Genomic DNA, 16,729 nt, shown 5'->3' on the forward strand with positions numbered 1-16,729 from the left:
GCAATGAAGCGCGCCCTTCTTTTTGCCCCGCTGCTCCTGTCGCTGCCCGCTTGCGCCGGGACACAGGCCAATGATGGCCCCTCGCTCGCGAAGCGCGCGGTCGAGGGGCGATTCGATGTCGCGCCGCCCGCGGTCGTCGTCGCGCCGCCGGGGCCGCTGCCCACCGACCTTGCCGGACGTCTCCAGCGCTGGGAAGCTGATGGTGCTGCCGGGCAGCAAGCCTTTGCCGCCGAGCGCGCCGCGACGGCATCGGCGGTTTCGGCCGCCGCAGGTGCTCCCGTCTCCAGCGAGCGCTGGGTCGTGGCGCAACAAGCGATTACGCGCCTGATCGCCGCGCGCGCGCCGCTCACGACGGCGCTTGCCGACATCGATCGTCTCTATATCGAGCGCAGTGTCGACGATCAGATCGACGGGCTTCCGGACATTTATGCGCTGCGCGACCGGCTCGCCGATCTCGCCTCGACGCAGGATGCGGTGCTGGAGGCGCTGAACGCGCAACTGCCGGGGCAGTAGTTTATATCCTCCCGTCGCTTTGCGGCAGGGAGGATCATCGTGCCTATTGGTTCAGCCCATGTTTCTTCAGCGCGTGGCGAATCTGGTCGTAACTCAGCGCCAGCGCCTCGGCGGCGACTTTCTGGTTGAAACGGCAGCGCGCCATCGTGTCCGACAATATCTGCTTTTCATAAGCGTCGACCGCCGCCCGCAGGTCGCTGACCGAGCCTGACGGCGCGGTCGCAGGCGCTTGCACCGCGTCGCTCGCGGGGCCCGGCGCAGACGCTTCGGATTTTGCGGGCGCCTTGCGCACCACCGGCTGCCAGGGGCTCGCGAACGGATCGAAGCTCAGCGCATCGACCGGCTTTTCGGGGTCGGCCCATCGATAGATTGCGCGTTCGATGACGTTCCTCAATTCGCGGACATTGCCGGGCCAGTCGTGCCCCTCCATAGCCGCGAGCGCGCGCGGCCCGAAGCCGGGCCATTCGTCCCAGCCGATCACCGCCGCCATGCGTTGGCCGAAATAGGTAGCCAGCACCTCGATATCGCCTTCGCGCGCGCGCAAGGGGGGCAGGGTGATGACTTCGAACGACAGTCGGTCGAGCAGGTCGGCGCGGAAGCGATTGTCCTCGACCAGCGCGGGCAGATGTTCGTTGGTCGCCGCGACGATGCGCACATCGACGCGAATCGGACGCGACGATCCGACGCGCGTCACCTCGCCATATTCGACCGCACGCAGCAGCCGTTCCTGCGCGCCCATCGACATCGTTGCGAGTTCGTCGAGAAACAGCGTGCCACCGTCGGCTTCTTCGAAACGTCCTGCACGCGTGCGCGTCGCGCCGGTGAAGGCGCCGGCCTCGTGCCCGAAAAGTTCGGACTCGATCAGCGTTTCGGGCATCGCCGCGCAGTTCATGATGACATAGGGGCGATCCCAGCGTGTCGACAGGCGGTGGAGGCGCTCGGCGATGAGTTCCTTGCCCGTCCCGCGCTCGCCGATCACGAGCACCGGACGGTCGAGCGAGGCGGCGAGGCTGGCGCGTTCGACCGCGTCCTGAAATGCCGCCGACTGGCCAATGAATTGCGTCTCGCGTTCCATTCCCAATCATTGGCAAATTTTCCCGTTGATTGGCAAGTTAAATCGATTGAAGGCTCGATTTGCGAGTGAAGTTCGGCGGTTTTGTGCGCCTTTGCGCAATTGGCACGCCTCCTGCAAAGATTTCTGTGAACCGGCGCACGATGCGTCGGTGCAGCGAAAAACACAGGGAAGGTTGATCCATGAAAACGATGTTTGCCCAGGCCGCCACTTTCGCGCTCAGCGCGGCCGGAGCGCTGGCCATTCTCGTCGGCGTGATCGACCAGCCCCAGGTTGCTGCCAGCGTCACCGGCACCCCCGCCGGCCCGCTGGTTGCCGCTGTCATGTCCCCGGCGGTCAGCGCTTTGGCCTGACCGGCACTGGTGCCGGGGCACTCTCCCCCCTTGCCCCGCCCCGGCACCAGCTTTTTATAAAAGACAATGGTCTCAAGATTTTCGACAGGAGTTTCAAAATGGGTATTTTTTCACGAACCCGCGACATCATCGCCGCCAACGTCACCGACCTGCTCGACCGGGCCGAAGACCCGGAAAAGATGATCCGCCAGATCATCTTCGAGATGAACGAAACGCTCGTCGAAGTCCGCGCTTCCGCCGCCCGCACGATCGCGGACCAGAAGGAAATGCGCCGCCATATCGCCAAGCTCGAAAGCCTGCAGGATAGCTGGAAGGAAAAGGCCGAACTCGCACTGTCGAAGGACCGCGAAGACCTCGCCACCGCTGCGCTCGTCGAAAAGCAAAAGGCTGGCGACATGGCGGAGAAGCTGAAAGCCGAGATTGCCGTCCTCGATGACGCGCTGACCGGTTATGAAGCCGATATCACCAAGCTGCAGAAAAAACTCAGCGAAGCGCGCGCGCGCCAGTCGAGTGTCGTCAACCGCCTCGAAAGCGCCGAGAACCGCTACAAGCTGCGCGAGATGACGAACGGCGACCGGGTCGAAGATGCCTTCTCGCGCTTCGAGATCCTCGAACGCCGCGTCGACGAAGCCGAAGGCCGCGCCGATGCGCTGGGCCTTGGCTATAAAAAGTCGCTCGACGAGGAAATCGCCGAACTGCAGGCCGCCGACAAGGTCGCCGACGAACTCGCCGCGCTGAAAGCCGCGCAGGCCAGCAAACAGTAAGGAGCCTGACCGATGGAAGAGATCATTATCGTCCCGATCGTTATCGGAACCCTCTTCCTCGGTCTGCCCTGGCTGATCCTCCACTACATCACGAAGTGGAAGCAGGCCAAGACACTGACCGGGGAAGACGAACAACTGCTCGACGAACTTTACGATACCGCACGGCGCCTCGAAAATCGCCTGCACACTGTCGAACGCATCATCAGCGCCGACCATCCCGACTTCCGCCCCGCGGTACGCAGCGATGAAGAGCTGGCGCAACTCGAAAACAACAGCCGGAGGAACTGAGATGTCTGCCAGCCGCACAAAATTCTACCTCGACAAGCAGAACGCCAAATGGAGCGGTGTGTGCGCCGGGATCGCCGACTATAGTGGGATCGATGTCCTCTGGGTTCGCGTCGGGGCGGTGCTCCTCACGCTGATGGGCGGCTTCCCCTGGACGCTGATCGCTTACTGGATGGTTGCATGGATGGGCACGCCCAAGCCGTTCGCGCTCTATGGTTCGACCGAGGAAGCGAAATTCTGGCAGGGGGTGCGAAGCAATCCGACGGCATCGACCCGCGACATCAAGTCGCGCTTCCGCGACATCGACCGCCGGCTTGCCGACATCGAGCAATATTACACGAGCCACAATCGCCGCCTCGCCGACGAGATCGACGCGCTGCGCTGAGCGGCACCCAAAGATCCTTGGGGCGCAAACAGGGAGATAGAAAATGAATTTCGGTGGTACCGGTTTTGTCCTCGCCATCATCGCATTGTCGATCGGCGGCTGGATGTTCACCACCTGGATCCGCGCAAAGCACGGCTATCCCGTTGAGAATGAATGGGGCGGCACGGTTCATCGAACCGACCCCGACGCTGATCGAAAAATCGCCCTGCTGACCGATGACAACGCCAAGCTGGCGGGGCAGGTCAGCCGGCTGGAAGAGCGGATCTCGGTGCTCGAACGCATCGCGACCGAGAACAACGGTCAGGCGGCGCAGCTCGCCGACCAGATCGACCGCCTGCGCTGAGAGGATTTGAGAGCATGAATCTGGATGTCCTGAATACCATCGCCCCCGTCGCCGCCGTCGTCGGCCTGGCCGGGGTCGGCGGTTGGGTCTTCACGACCTGGATCCGCGTCAAGAATGGCTATCCGCTCGAAAACAGCTGGGGCAAGGCGATCTATCCCAAGACCAGCGACGAAGCGATGGAACGCGTCAAGCTGATCAGCCAGGAAAATGCCCAACTGCGCGCCGAACTTGGTTCGGTGAAAGATCGCCTCGCGGTGATCGAGCGCATCGTCACCGACGAGGGCCACCGGCTGAGCCACGAGATCGAGGCGCTGCGGCGCCCGTCGAACTGAGGAAACGGAATATGGAAGCGATTGTCATCCTCATTATCGTCGTCGGTCTGCCCGTCACGCTCGGCATCGGCTACGCTGCCTATGAACGCCACCTCAAGTTCAAGGAACGGCAGTTCAAGGCGATCACCAACGAGACCGCCGAAAAGGCCGCGCAATATGCGGCGCAAACTGAACGGCTGGAGGCACGCGTCCGCGTTCTCGAGCGCATCGTTACCGACAAGGGAATTGATGTCGCCGACGAGATCGAAAAGCTGCGCGACGCCCCGCTGAACTGAATAATAAACGAAAGGATTCTTCCCCATGAACCCCTTTGAAATGGTCATCGGCATCGTTCTGATCGTGACGATCGGCAGCATCATTCGCGCCAAGCACGGCATCCGCCGCGACAATAAGGGCAATGAATTTTTTGTCGGCAACGCTGCGGACAATGCAGAGACCAAGGCGCTGCAGGCCGAAATCCGCGCGCTCAAGGATCGCATCCAGGTGCTTGAACGCATCGCCACCGACAATAATCGCGCCGTTACGCTCGATCAGGAAATCGAGAAGCTGCGCGACAGCAGCAAAATCTGAATGCCGGAAAAGGAGCAACGCTCATGGCTTTCATCACTCCAGACTTCACTGCCGCGGCCGTCGCGCTCACCGCGCTGAGCATCGTCAGCCTTGTCGCGCTCCGCGGCTGGCGCGACTGGATCCAGCTCAAGCGTGAGGAGCTCGCCGCGGGGCACGCGCCGCTGGCGCAGGATCCCGGCGTTCCGCACGCCGGGTCGCGGATCGAGATCGCCGACCTTAAGGAACGGCTGCGCAAGCTCGAAGCCATCGCGGCGGGGGTCGACCTTTAAACACCCCGCCCCGCGCGGCACCGGCCCGCTCCCCTGTCAGGCGCCATCCGTCCGGCGGCTGACAGGGGAGCGGGCCGATGTTGTTTCGGGGCCTTCCAACCCGGCGCCATCTGTGCGAGGGGCGCGGCCATGCGCAGTCTCGACGACATCTTCGAAGAATATGAGTTTCTCGACGGCGACGATCGCTATCGCCTGTTGATCGACCTCGGCCGGACGCTCGAGCCGATGCCCGACGCCCTTAAGACCGATGCGACACTGGTGCGCGGCTGCTCGGCGAGCGTCTGGGTCTATCCGGTCCCGCGCGAGGACGGACAGCTACATTTTCTCGCCGACAGCAATGCGGCGATTACCAAAGGGATCGTCGCGCTCGTGCTGGCCGCGGTGCAGGACAAGTCCGCGGCCGAAGTGGCCGACATGGACGTCGCCGCAGCGCTCGCCCCCTTCGACCTCACGCGCCAGCTATCGTCGAACCGCACGCAGGGCGTTCCGAACATGATCGCGCTGGTTCAGGATACTGCGCGCCGCATCGCCGCGGACTGATTTCCCCTGCCGCCATCGGCGCGGCTTGTCATTTCGCCACGCGCAAGAAAAAAGGGCGCGGGAGTTTCCTCCCGCGCCCTTTTCTTTCGGTCGAAGCCGGATGGCTTAGAAGTTGACCTTCACACCGACGCGGATGCCATACAGCGACACGCGGTTCGTGAGCACTTCGTTCGGTGCAAGAACGTTGCTGTAGCGATACTGCGCACAGGTTTGTGACAAGGACGCCGTCGTTCCCGCCGTTCCCGTCGGAGTAGCAGCCGTCAGGCAGGTAACCCGCGCGATCGCCGCGTTGTACGGGAAGTCGACCTGACGAAGCGAACCCCAATCGCTATCGATCAGGTTCAGGACATTCTCGACGTCGGCGAACAGCTTGAACTTCGCATTGCCGACAAAGGCCGGAATTTCCTGGCTAAAGTGGAGATCGACCTTGAAGAAATCGGGCGAGGTCTGGCTGTTCTTCTTCACGATCCGGCCGCGATATTTTTCGAGGCCGAGCTGCGAAATGAGGTTGTTGAACGCCGTCTCGCTAGCGGCCGAGTCGAAGCTGACCTTCGAATCGCCTCCGGCCGTCGGAACATACAGCAGCATGTTGCCAAGGTTCCCGACCGTGCCGAAGGTGGTGCCACGATTGCCACTGTTGTCCAGCATCGTCGCGCTGTACGGCCGGCCCGAACGATATTCGCCGAACAGGCTGATGCGCGTTTCATTGTCGCCAAAGAAGTCACGCTTGAAGTCCGCGCTGAACTTCCACTGATGGGTATATTCATAGATCGACCGGCCATAGGCTGCACGGTTCGGGTCCACGAAGGCGTTGTTGCCATAGTTCGACGACGAGGTCGAAGAGGTCATGGCCCCTTCATCCTTGACGTTCGAATAGGTGTAGCTGCCGTCGATCGACAAGCCGAAGTCCCAAGCCTTGGCGAAACGGGCGGTCGCAAAGAAGGAGCGACCCTTTTCGCTGTTGGTCAGTTGAAGATCGCGGTTAGTCGTGGCCGGGCCAAGCACATTATAACGCGGGCGACCGTCGGGCAGTGTGCCGTTCGGTACCGAACGCAGGTCGGTCCACGTGTAACCATAGATGTTCTTGTCGTACAGGAACTGGCCACCAACGAACCAGCCGTCGCCGATTTCATAGTCGGCCTGCAGCGAGGCCTTCCACTTGCGCGCGACCTTCAGGTCGGGATCGATATTATCGGTCGGCGCGAGGCTCTGCGAACCGCCAATGAGGAAGGTGTCGACACTGCTCGGAATGGTGCCGCCGGTAATACCGTTCAGCGCATTACAGGTGGCCGAAGCCGCGCAGTTCGTGCGGTTGATATCGACCGAGTTGGTGAGCAGGCCGGTGTTCGAGAAGCTGTTCGACAGATAGACGTCGGGCGTGCCGCCCGAGAAGATGCCGACGCCGCCACGGACGATCAGCTTGTCGGTGGCCTGCCAGTTGAAACCGAAGCGCGGCTGAAGAACGTCGCGGCCGTTGAAGGTTTCGCGGTTGTGGAAACCATAGCGTGCCAGGAAGTTGGGGTTCAGCGGCGGCTTCACATCGTTGCCGAACAGGTCGTAACGAACGCCGAGCGACAGCGTGAGATCGGGGGTGACCTGCCAGTCGTCCTGGATGCCAACGGTATAGTTCTGCGTGCTGAAACGGGCTGCGGCATCGTCCGGGTCGAGGCTTGGCACCGCGTTGCCGTAGCGCAGACGATTCGCATTGCCGGCGGCGAAATCGGCGAGGCTGTCGAAATAGAAATCGCCGAGCGAACGCTGCACAAACAGGTTGTAAACCGACACATCGGTGTAACCCGCGAGCAGGCGGAACGAATGATTGCCGGCGTCGAGGCGCGCCGTCAGGTCGAACGACAGGTTTTCGGTGTTCAGGTCGTTTGAATGGCGGCTGACGTCGGGACCGAAGAACAGGCGCGTGCCGTTGCAGCCCGTTGCCGTGCTGGCGCTGGTTGCAACGGGATCGGTGCAGACCTCCATCTGCGCGAAATCGCGGCCGCCGAAAGGCGTTTGGTCGCGATTATAGTCGCGGTATGAAGCGCGGAAGGTCGTTGAGAAACTGTCCGACCAGGTCGAGTTCAGTTCGAACGCCCCCGAATTGACTTCTTCGGCCAACTCATAGCCGTTCGACTGGAAACCCAGCGCGAAGGGCGTGGTCAGGAAGGTGTTCTGCTGGAACTGCTGCGTGCCGACGTTGCGGATATAGGTCAGCGACGCGCGCTGCGTGTCGCTGATGTTCCAGTCGAGCTTGCCGATGATCTTTTCATCTTCCTCGGTGGCGTTTGGCGACAGGCCAAGCGTGTCATAGCCATAGCGCGACTGCGCGATGCTGCTGACCTGGTCGATCACCGCCTGCGTCAGGCCGGGGACCTGATTGGCGAAGCCCGGACCAAAGCCGCTGTCGAACGGATCAGTTTCCTTGGTCTTTTCATAGGCAAGCATGAAGAACAGCTTGTCCTTGATCAGCGGGCCGCTGAGGTTGGCGCCATATTGCTTGCTGTCGAAATCAAGATTGACGTCGCGGCCACGGGTGCGGTTGCCGGTCAGACTGTCGTCAGTATAAGTGAAGAAAGCGCCGCCGTGGAACTTGTTGCCGCCCGAGCGGAGAATGACATTGACCGCGCCGCCCTGGAAATCGCCCTCGGCGATGTCGAACGGTGCGACCTTCACGGAGAATTGCTCGATCGCGTCGAAGGGAACCGGGCCGCGCGAGGTCGGCAGGCCGCCGTTGTTGAGGCCGAAGTCGTCGCTCATCTGGACGCCGTCGACCGAGAAGCGGTTTAGACGGCCGTTGTTGCCGGCGACTTCGATCGTGCGGGCGTTCGTCAGGTCGAGCGTGACGAGCGGGTCACGGCGCGCAAGGTCGCGGATATCACGGTTGATCGAGGCGGCGCCTTCGATCGCTTCGCGGTTGAGCGCGGTGATCGGGCCGTTCGAGGTTTCGACTGCGCCCTTGACCGACGATGCCGTCACGACAATCGCCGTGTCTTCGAGCGTGATCGGCAGGCGGAAAGGCTGACCGGCCTGCAGGAAGAGATCGGTAACCTGCGCACTGTCGAACCCGTCAGAGGTTACTTCGACCGTGTAGGGGCCGCCAACGCGAAGGCCATTGGCGCCGAAATTGCCGCTGCCGTCAGTGGTTGTGCGCGATACGGTGCCCGACGGGACGTGCGTCACGGAAACGGTCGCTCCGGCGACCGGCCCGCTTGCCGATTCGACGGTACCGCGAACCGACGATGAGGTTTCCTGGGCGGCCGCGGGAGCGGCGAGCGCAACGCTCATGCTGAGCGCAGCAGCGCTCGCAGCCAGATAGTGACGGAAATGCATTTGGATTGTCCCCTTTGGTGGTGCATTTGGCAGGCGCCCGAATGGGGCGCGCCTGACCTGCGAGCGCCCCTGAAGCCCGCATGTGGCACGATTGTGACAGCAATTGTGACAGTGCAAGTGGGGAGGGGCGCGCGGGTCAGCTCGGGGCTAAAAAAGCGCTATTTTCCGTCGCGCAGCAAATTTTATCCACAGGCGCAGATGTGTTTTTTCCGGAAACTGTTGCTGCAATGCAACATAAAAGGGCGCCTCGAAAGGCGCCCCATTTGCGACTCAGGCGGCGTCGCCGGCCGCTTCCTTCGCCTTGTCGGCATAGACGCGCACGGGATCCTTGCGGCCTTCGACAACATCCTTGTCGACGACGATCTCGACCACATCGGTCAGGTCGGGCAGGTCGAACATCGTGTCGAGCAGGATCGCCTCGACGATCGAGCGCAATCCGCGCGCGCCGGTCTTGCGTTCGATCGCCTTCTTGGCGACCGCGACGAGCGCGTCGTCGGTGAAGGTCAGCGCAACTTCTTCAAGGTCGAACAGCTTCTTATACTGCTTGACCAGCGCGTTCTTGGGCTCACCAAGAATCTTGACCAGCGCATCGACATCGAGATCCTCAAGCGTCGCGATGACCGGCAGGCGGCCGACAAATTCGGGGATAAGGCCGAACTTGAGGAGATCCTCTGGCTCGATCTGCTTCAATACTTCGCCGCTGCGGCGCTCGTCGGGGCCGGCGACATGCGCGCCGAAACCGATCGACTTGCCCTGCAGGCGGTCGCCGATGATCTTTTCGAGGCCGCTGAACGCGCCGCCCGCGATGAACAGGATGTTCGTCGTGTCGACCTGGAGGAATTCCTGCTGCGGATGCTTACGGCCGCCCTGCGGCGGAACGCTCGCGGTGGTGCCTTCCATCAGCTTCAGAAGCGCCTGCTGCACGCCTTCGCCCGACACATCGCGCGTGATCGACGGATTTTCGGCCTTGCGGCTGATCTTGTCGATTTCGTCGATATAGACGATGCCGCGCTGCGCCTTTTCGACATTATAGTCGCTGGCCTGCAGCAGCTTCAGGATGATGTTCTCGACATCCTCGCCGACATAGCCCGCCTCGGTCAGTGTCGTGGCATCGGCCATGGTGAAGGGCACGTCGAGGAAGCGTGCCAGCGTCTGCGCGAGCAGCGTCTTGCCGCTGCCGGTCGGGCCGACGAGAAGGATGTTCGACTTCGCCAGTTCGACGTCGTCGCCGCGCCCGCTGTTCGCCAGGCGCTTGTAATGGTTGTGCACCGCGACCGACAGCACGCGCTTGGCGGTGTTCTGGCCGATCACATAGGAATCGAGATGCTGGCAGATTTCGAGCGGCGTCGGCACCGCGCCGTCCTTGCGCGCGGCGATACCGCCCTTGATCTCTTCGCGGATGATGTCGTTGCACAGCTCGACGCATTCGTCGCAGATGAACACGGTCGGCCCGGCAATCAGCTTGCGGACTTCGTGCTGCGACTTGCCGCAGAAGGAGCAGTAAAGGGTGCTCTTGCTGTCCGAGCCACTCAATTTCGTCATAAACATTCCTATGGCGGGCCCAAAAGGGGCGTCGCCTTTCTTATCCTAGCCCCCGGTCACCCAATTACAATATGGCAATTGGGTGACATCGGTTCAATGTCCAGCCTGGCACCGAGGTACCAAGCGGACGTCAAGAAACGCGGTTACCGGGAACTTTCGTCGGCATGCCGAGTCGTCCCGCGCCCGTATCAGGGCGTCGGGCCTTCGCTCACGTCCTTCGCCGCGTCATCGCCGGGCAGGCCCGGACGGCGGTCGTAGACATGGTCGACGAGACCGAATTCCTTCGCCTCGTCGGCTTCGAGGAACGTGTCGCGATCCATCGCCTTTTCGATCTCTTTCAGCGACTTGCCGGTATATTTTACATAGAGATCGTTCATCCGCTTGCGGATGCGCAGGATTTCCTTGGCCTGGATTTCGATATCCGACGCCATGCCGCGCGCGCCGCCCGAAGGCTGGTGAACCATCACGCGGGCGTTGGTGAGCGCGACGCGCATCCCGGGTTCGCCTGCGGCAAGAAGGAAGCTGCCCATCGACGCTGCCTGGCCGATGCACACCGTGCCGACGCGCGGACGGATATATTGCATCGTGTCGTGGATCGCCATGCCCGCCGTGACGACACCGCCCGGCGAGTTGATGTACATATAGATGTCCTTCTTCGGATTTTCCGATTCGAGGAACAGGAGCTGGGCGACGATCAGCGAGGCCATATTGTCCTCGACCTCTCCAGTGACGAAGACGATCCGTTCGCGCAGCAGGCGGGAGAAAATATCGAAGCTGCGTTCGCCGCGGCTCGTCTGCTCGACGACGACGGGAACCAGAGCGGCGAGCGGGTCGATCATTGGAAATTCGTCCTTATGTTTATCGGGACGCCGCACCGGAGAATCCGGCAGGCTGGCCCCTCTAGGCTCCTACATCGTCGCCAAGCGGAGCTCTTTCAAGGGGGCAAAAAGAAGGGGCGGGAAAGTCCCGCCCCGTTCCGATTGTCCGATTTCGGTTCAGTCGCCTTCGCCGGGTTCCGGCGAGAAGAGCGTCTCGAACTTGTTCTCGACGCCCTTGAATTCATCGGCATCGGCCGGCGTTTCTTTCTTGACCGTGATGTTCGGCCATTCGGCGCTGAACTTGCTGTTCACTTCGAGCCATTTTTCGAGCCCGCTCTCGGTGTCGGGCAGGATCGCCTCGGCCGGGCATTCGGGTTCGCACACGCCGCAGTCGATGCATTCATTGGGGTTGATGACGAGCATATTCTCGCCCTCATAGAAACAGTCGACGGGGCACACCTCGACACAGTCCATATATTTGCACCGGACGCAGGCATCGGTGACGACATAGGTCATGGGTTCAGCTCCCTTTGTCGGCGGCACCCTTGCCGTCCGACATCCATCGGAAACGCCTCTATTCCGCGTTGACGCGGCACGTCAACGCAAAGCGACAGTTGCGAATCACTCTCACTCGATACGCAAAAGCGCCGGCTTTCGGGTGACAGCTTTTCCTGTCGGCCCAATAGCTCAGCTGGAGGCGGCGGGCGTCTGCGCCTCAAGGCGAACGTAGCAGGCCTGCGCCTCAGGCGCGGGGCCGCGGCGCAGGGGGATCGACAGCAGGCGGATCACCTCGATCCGTTCGCCGACGGGTAGCACCAGCGTCGCCCCGGCATGCACCGCGCACGACGAGCGCGTGATCCGCCGCCCATCTAGCCGGATATGCCCCGCCTCGACCATCGCCTGCGCGACGCTGCGCGAGCGGGCGAAGCGCAGGAACCATAGCAGCTTGTCCAGCCGGATACTCCCTGCGGCGCCCGGACTCGCCATCAGTCTTTGCGGGCGTCCGCGAGGAGCGCGGCGAGGCCCGCGAAGGGGCTGTTGGGCGAGGGGCCACGACGCGGCTGCCTCTCAGGACGATCGGGACGCGGTGGGCGCGGTCCATCGATCCTGGGCTTGTCCGGCTTGCCACGCTTGCCCTTTACCTGATGGGCAGGCGCGCGCCGGGCCTCGCCGTTCGCCGCGGGACGCTGCGGCGCGTCGGCATTCTTGCGATGCGGGTGCGGCTTCCGGCGCGGCCTTTTCTCGGGCTTGCGCAGCCCCGACCAGCGCCAGCGCTGGAGCGCGGGCTCGCCCACGGCGCGAAAGCCGAAGCTGCCGAGTAGCGCGCGGCGCGTTTCCTCGTCGAGCCCGAGCGAGGTCGCGAGGGCCGGGTCGATGATGAAGCCGGGGGGGAGGGCGGAGGGATGGCCTTCGCTGTCGTCATTGCCGTGGTCGTCGTGATGCTCGTCGCGCCCGGCGAGCGGTGCGGTCGGCGGCGCTGCGGCCTGCATTCGCGCGGCGTGCGCCTGGCGTGCGAGCTTTTCGGCCATGTCGATGCGCAGCCAGCCCGACGCGCAGCGGCGGAAGCCCGCGATCACCAATCCGGCGTGGCTGCCTGTTTTTTGCAGCACTGCGCCGTGCGGCGGCAGCGCGGGAACGGTCGCGCCTTGCTGTGCGGCGGTCAGCGCGGCGCGCCAGCGTACCGCCTCCGGCTTCAAGAGCAGCGGGTGGAACAGGTCGAGCGACCCGATCGTGAAGCCAAGCTTTCGCAGTTGGGGGCGTTCTTCGGGGGTAAGGGCGCTGAGCTGATCCTCGACGGCCGCGCGGCCGATCGTGCCGCTGTTGTCGGTGAGCGCCGCAAGCAGCGCCCGCACGCGCGGCGGGGTGAATAGGTCACCCGCCGCCTCGCCCATCGCGGCAAGCGGCCCCGCATGACGCGCGAGCTGCGCGGCGACGAAGCGCTGCAACCGTTCGGAAATCGCCTGCACCTGATGAAGCTCGAGCCGCCGCAACGAGGGGTCGATCTGGATCGCCGGCTGGACGAGCGTCGGCCCGCGCGCGAGCGTTGCAATGGCATGGCCATGCCAGGCAAGGCGCGGCACCGTCCCCGGTTCGGCGATCAGCGACAGCGCGCTGTCGTCACCCTCGGCAAGCGCGGTCGCGCGGCGCGCGAGTTCGGCGCGCAGATGTTTCTCGGCCGCCGCGAGCAGCATGCGATGATCACTCGCCTTGGCCACCGGATCGACCTTGAACTGAAAGCCCTTCAGCGTGCCGATCGGCTCGCCGTCGACCGCGACGGTGCCATCGGCGCCGACAGCGACCGGCAAGGCGGCGTCGCGCTGCCCCGCGTCGCGGAGCAACAGGGCGAGTCGCCGGTCGACGAAACGCTGCGCAAGCGCCGCGTGCAGCGCGTCGGACAATCGCGATTCGAGCGCCTGCGTCCGTTCGGTCCAGCCCGCCGCGCCCGCGATCCAGTCGCCGCGCTGTGCGATGAAGCAGAGTGTCCGCACCGCGGCGATGCGGCTCGCGAGTTGGTCGATATCGCCCTCGACGTCGCTCAGCCGGGCAAGGCGCCGCGCGAACCAGTCGGGGTCGATCATGCCGTCGCCGGTCGTGCGCCACTGCCACAGCTTGAACACGGTGCGGCTGTGATGCTCGGCGCCCAATTGCTCGAAATCGGGAAGCCCGCATACGTCCCACAGGCGCTGCACCGCGTCGAAATCGCCGCCGCGCGCGCGCACTTCCATATCGCCCGCCAGATGCTTGAGCACCGCGATATCGACCGCCTCCGGGGCTGTGCGAAGCATCGGCTGCGTCGGCGGCTGCGCAAGGTCGGACAGGAGCTGGTCGAGCGATCCGAAGCCCGGCGTCGGGTTGCGCCAGAACAGGCTTGGTAGTGGCGGGAAATGATGCCCCTCGATCGCCGCGATTTCCTCGGGCGTGAAGCCGCCTTGCGGCAGGCCGACGGTGCCGAAGCTGCCGTCCTGCTGGTGCCGCCCGGCACGGCCCGCGATCTGCGCCATTTCAGAAATCGTCAGCCGCCGCAGGCGCCGTCCGTCGAATTTCTGCAGGCTAGCGAAGGCGACGTGCTGGACGTTCAGGTTCAGGCCCATGCCGATCGCGTCGGTTGCAACGAGATAGTCGACCTCGCCCGCCTCGAACATCGCAACCTGGGCATTGCGCGTCCGCGGGCTGAGTGCGCCCATCACCACCGCCGCGCCCCCCGAAAAGCGGCGCAGCATTTCGGCGATCGCATACACCTCCTCGGCCGAGAAGGCGACGATCGCGGACCGCTTGGGCAGGCGCGACAGCTTCGACGATCCCGCATAGCTCAAGGTCGAAAAGCGGGGCCGGGTGATGATCTCGGCCTCGGGCACCAACCCCTTGACCAGTCCCCTTATGCTCGCCGAGCCCAGGATCATCGTTTCTTCGCGCCCGCGTGCGCGCAGCAGCCGGTCGGTGAAGACATGGCCGCGTTCGGGGTCGGCGCCCAGCTGCGCCTCGTCGATCCCGACGAAGGCGACGTCGCGCTCGACGGGCAAAGCCTCCATCGTACCGAGCAGGTAGCGGGCATCGGGCGGGATGATTCGCTCTTCGCCGGTGACCAGCCCGACCTGCGCCGGGCCCTTGATCGCGACCACCCGGTCGTAAACCTCGCGCGCCAGCAGGCGCAGCGGAAAGCCGATCATGCCGCTCGAATGGGCGGTCAGGCGCTCAACCGCCAAATGGGTTTTGCCGGTGTTGGTGGGGCCAAGGACAGCCTTGACCGGCTGGGAAGAGGAAGAGGTCATTTTCTTGAAAGCCACGCTGGCATGCGCGGGGTCCACGCGCAACAGCCTATCGTCGAACCGCAGGGTGGAGGCCGATTTTTCCCGCAGTGTTGCATAATATCCCGACCCCGCCACGCCTCGCCGCAACGAACTGCGGCAAATCCGCCATTAAATTGACTTTAACGACCTTTCTTTACAGACAACGCCTCGAAAACATCATTCGGCGGCCGGGTGTAGGGTTTGGTTGCCGAGCGGGGGTTGCAATTTGTTTCAGCGTCACGAACCGATCGCGGGGATGTCCGGCAACGCGGCCGCCCTCACGATGTCGCAGGCGATCCCGCTGCGGCGCGCCGATTCCGATGCCGAACCGCAGCTCGGCTGGCGCGACCGGCTGGCGCAGTTCGACCTCGTTCCCGACCTTGGCGACAATATCGGTTCGGCGGAGTGGTGGCGCGGTCTTGCGACATTAACCTTGCTCTGCGGAACGGCGATCGCGACCTTCCCCGGAATCCAGCCGTTCGAGATCGGGGGCACGCCTGCGCTCGATGCCGCCGATTTCAACGAAGCGCGTGCGCAGATGATCGTGCCGCTCGCGTTCGGCGGCGACACGGGGCGCCATATGGCGGCGACCGACGCGGTTCGCCCGCTGACGCAAACCCCCGAACGCCCGCAAATCGAGCTGACCGCCACGCTTGGCCGCGGTGACAGCTTCGCGCGCCTGCTCGAACGCTCGGGCGTCGGCAGCAGCGAGGCGCAGGCGCTCGCAAATCAGGTGTCGGGCGCGGTTCCGCTCGCCGATATCGCGCCGGGCACGCGCATCGACTTGATCCTTGGCCGCCGTGCCGCGCGGACCATGCCGCGCCCGGTAGAGGCGCTGGCCATGCGTGCGCGCTTCGACCTCCGCATCGAGATGGAGCGGCAGGGCGGCCAGCTGGTGATGCGCCGCATTCCGATCGCGGTCGACGCGACGCCGCTGCGCATCCGCGGCCGGGTCGGCGACAGCCTTTACCGTTCGGCGCGCGCCGCCGGGGCGCCGCCCGCGGCGATCCAGTCCTATCTGCGCGTCGTCGGCAAACAGATTTCGGTCGGCAGCGATATCCGCGCCGGCGATGAGTTCGACATCATCGTCGACCATCGCCGCGCCGAAACGGGTGAGAGCGAGACGGGCAAGCTGCTCTATGCCGGGCTGATCCGGGGCGGAAAATCAAAGCTTTCGATGCTCGAATGGAATGTCGACGGCCGGACCCAATGGTTCGAGGCATCGGGGGTCGGCGAACAGCGCGGCGGGATGGCGCGGCCGACCAACGGACGCGTCACGTCGACCTTCGGCATGCGCCGCCACCCGATTCTCGGGTATAAGCGCATGCACAGCGGCATGGATTTCGGCGGCGGCTATGGCGCGCCGATCTATGCCGTCACCGACGGCATCGTGACGATTGCCGGTCGCCATGGCGGCTTCGGCAATTATGTGAAGCTCAACCATGGCAACGGGCTTGGCACAGGCTATGGCCATATGAGCCGCATCGCGGTGCGGCCCGGCCAGCGCGTCAATCGCGGGCAGGTGATCGGCTATATCGGCTCGACCGGCCTCTCGACTGGTCCGCACCTCCACTACGAACTCTATCGCAACGGCCGCGCGGTGAACCCGTCGTCGGTGACTTTCGTTACCCGCGCGCTGCTCGAGGGCAAGGCGCTCGCCGATTTCCGCGCGCGCATTCGATCGCTGACGTCGATCGCGCCCGGCGCCGCGCTGACCCCGATCGCGCCGAAACAGGTCGAGGGACCGAAGCTCGGCAGCCTCGCCGACGTCGCCTCGAAACGCGCGGGCGACGGGATTTGAATATGCTCAAGCCCTCCCCTTGAGGGGAGG

19 protein-coding genes are annotated in these 16,729 nt (G+C 63.9%); 12 read left to right on the top strand and 7 right to left on the bottom strand.

Going from position 1 to position 16,729, the window contains the following annotated elements; genetic code table 11:
- Window positions 1-3 precede the first annotated feature (3 nt).
- Complete coding sequence (locus tag KEC45_RS00525; RefSeq protein WP_062185153.1) at window positions 4-513, top strand: hypothetical protein; 510 nt, start codon at window positions 4-6, stop codon at window positions 511-513.
- 43 nt (window positions 514-556) lie between these two features.
- On the opposite strand, the gene pspF is transcribed toward KEC45_RS00525, so the two are convergent.
- Window positions 557-1,588 carry a phage shock protein operon transcriptional activator gene (gene pspF, locus KEC45_RS00530; RefSeq protein ID WP_062185151.1) on the bottom strand — a complete coding sequence of 344 codons (1,032 nt, stop codon included), beginning with the start codon at window positions 1,586-1,588 and terminating at the stop codon, window positions 557-559.
- Window positions 1,589-1,767: 179 nt separating this feature from the next.
- Between pspF and KEC45_RS00535 the strand changes: the two genes are divergently transcribed.
- The 10 genes from KEC45_RS00535 to KEC45_RS00580 all read left to right on the top strand — a co-directional run bounded on the left by KEC45_RS00535 (window position 1,768) and on the right by KEC45_RS00580 (window position 5,426).
- The gene (locus tag KEC45_RS00535) at window positions 1,768-1,938 is read left to right on the top strand and encodes a hypothetical protein (protein WP_193749205.1); all 171 of its coding nucleotides are present in this window, start codon (window positions 1,768-1,770) and stop codon (window positions 1,936-1,938) included.
- Window positions 1,939-2,036: 98 nt separating this feature from the next.
- A complete protein-coding gene (pspA, locus tag KEC45_RS00540) occupies window positions 2,037-2,702 on the top strand; it encodes a phage shock protein PspA (protein WP_062185149.1) in 666 nt (221 codons plus the stop codon).
- A gap of 12 nt (window positions 2,703-2,714) precedes the next feature.
- Window positions 2,715-2,990, top strand: coding sequence for an envelope stress response membrane protein PspB (pspB, locus tag KEC45_RS00545; RefSeq protein ID WP_056367989.1), 276 nt, complete (start codon window positions 2,715-2,717; stop codon window positions 2,988-2,990).
- A 1-nt stretch (window position 2,991) separates the two neighbouring features.
- Entirely contained in the window at window positions 2,992-3,372 is a 381-nt protein-coding gene (gene pspC, locus KEC45_RS00550) for an envelope stress response membrane protein PspC (RefSeq protein ID WP_062185147.1), read from the top strand.
- 43 nt (window positions 3,373-3,415) lie between these two features.
- Window positions 3,416-3,715 carry a hypothetical protein gene (locus tag KEC45_RS00555; RefSeq protein ID WP_062185144.1) on the top strand — a complete coding sequence of 100 codons (300 nt, stop codon included), beginning with the start codon at window positions 3,416-3,418 and terminating at the stop codon, window positions 3,713-3,715.
- A gap of 14 nt (window positions 3,716-3,729) precedes the next feature.
- Window positions 3,730-4,047, top strand: coding sequence for a hypothetical protein (locus KEC45_RS00560; protein WP_062185141.1), 318 nt, complete (start codon window positions 3,730-3,732; stop codon window positions 4,045-4,047).
- A gap of 11 nt (window positions 4,048-4,058) precedes the next feature.
- A complete protein-coding gene (locus KEC45_RS00565; protein WP_039577096.1) occupies window positions 4,059-4,322 on the top strand; it encodes a hypothetical protein in 264 nt (87 codons plus the stop codon).
- Between the two features lie 25 nt (window positions 4,323-4,347).
- Window positions 4,348-4,617 (top strand): hypothetical protein, encoded by a 270-nt coding sequence (locus tag KEC45_RS00570; protein WP_062185139.1) that lies wholly within the window; start codon window positions 4,348-4,350, stop codon window positions 4,615-4,617.
- A gap of 23 nt (window positions 4,618-4,640) precedes the next feature.
- Window positions 4,641-4,886 (top strand): hypothetical protein, encoded by a 246-nt coding sequence (locus KEC45_RS00575; RefSeq protein ID WP_062185136.1) that lies wholly within the window; start codon window positions 4,641-4,643, stop codon window positions 4,884-4,886.
- A 129-nt stretch (window positions 4,887-5,015) separates the two neighbouring features.
- Entirely contained in the window at window positions 5,016-5,426 is a 411-nt protein-coding gene (locus tag KEC45_RS00580) for a SufE family protein (RefSeq protein WP_062185133.1), read from the top strand.
- Between the two features lie 105 nt (window positions 5,427-5,531).
- Here KEC45_RS00580 and KEC45_RS00585 read toward each other — a convergent pair whose 3' ends face one another.
- The 6 genes from KEC45_RS00585 to KEC45_RS00610 form a co-directional block, all read right to left on the bottom strand.
- Entirely contained in the window at window positions 5,532-8,750 is a 3,219-nt protein-coding gene (locus KEC45_RS00585) for a TonB-dependent receptor (RefSeq protein ID WP_252171306.1), read from the bottom strand.
- Between the two features lie 270 nt (window positions 8,751-9,020).
- A complete protein-coding gene (gene clpX, locus KEC45_RS00590; RefSeq protein ID WP_062186880.1) occupies window positions 9,021-10,292 on the bottom strand; it encodes an ATP-dependent Clp protease ATP-binding subunit ClpX in 1,272 nt (423 codons plus the stop codon).
- 188 nt (window positions 10,293-10,480) lie between these two features.
- Window positions 10,481-11,131 (bottom strand): ATP-dependent Clp endopeptidase proteolytic subunit ClpP, encoded by a 651-nt coding sequence (clpP, locus tag KEC45_RS00595; protein WP_062185127.1) that lies wholly within the window; start codon window positions 11,129-11,131, stop codon window positions 10,481-10,483.
- Window positions 11,132-11,287: 156 nt separating this feature from the next.
- The gene (gene fdxA / locus KEC45_RS00600; RefSeq protein WP_037513620.1) at window positions 11,288-11,626 is read right to left on the bottom strand and encodes a ferredoxin FdxA; all 339 of its coding nucleotides are present in this window, start codon (window positions 11,624-11,626) and stop codon (window positions 11,288-11,290) included.
- Window positions 11,627-11,797: 171 nt separating this feature from the next.
- Window positions 11,798-12,097: an RNA-binding S4 domain-containing protein gene (locus tag KEC45_RS00605; RefSeq protein WP_062185124.1), complete on the bottom strand. Its 300-nt coding sequence runs from the start codon at window positions 12,095-12,097 to the stop codon at window positions 11,798-11,800.
- Window positions 12,097-14,880: a helicase-related protein gene (locus tag KEC45_RS00610; protein ID WP_252172050.1), complete on the bottom strand. Its 2,784-nt coding sequence runs from the start codon at window positions 14,878-14,880 to the stop codon at window positions 12,097-12,099. The genes KEC45_RS00605 and KEC45_RS00610 overlap by 1 nt, the downstream gene beginning before the upstream one ends.
- Before the next feature lie 274 nt (window positions 14,881-15,154).
- Between KEC45_RS00610 and KEC45_RS00615 the strand changes: the two genes are divergently transcribed.
- The gene (locus tag KEC45_RS00615; protein ID WP_062185121.1) at window positions 15,155-16,699 is read left to right on the top strand and encodes a M23 family metallopeptidase; all 1,545 of its coding nucleotides are present in this window, start codon (window positions 15,155-15,157) and stop codon (window positions 16,697-16,699) included.
- The last annotated feature ends 30 nt before the right edge of the window (window positions 16,700-16,729 follow it).

This window comes from Sphingopyxis sp. USTB-05 (genome assembly GCF_023822045.1).
Classification (GTDB): domain Bacteria; phylum Pseudomonadota; class Alphaproteobacteria; order Sphingomonadales; family Sphingomonadaceae; genus Sphingopyxis.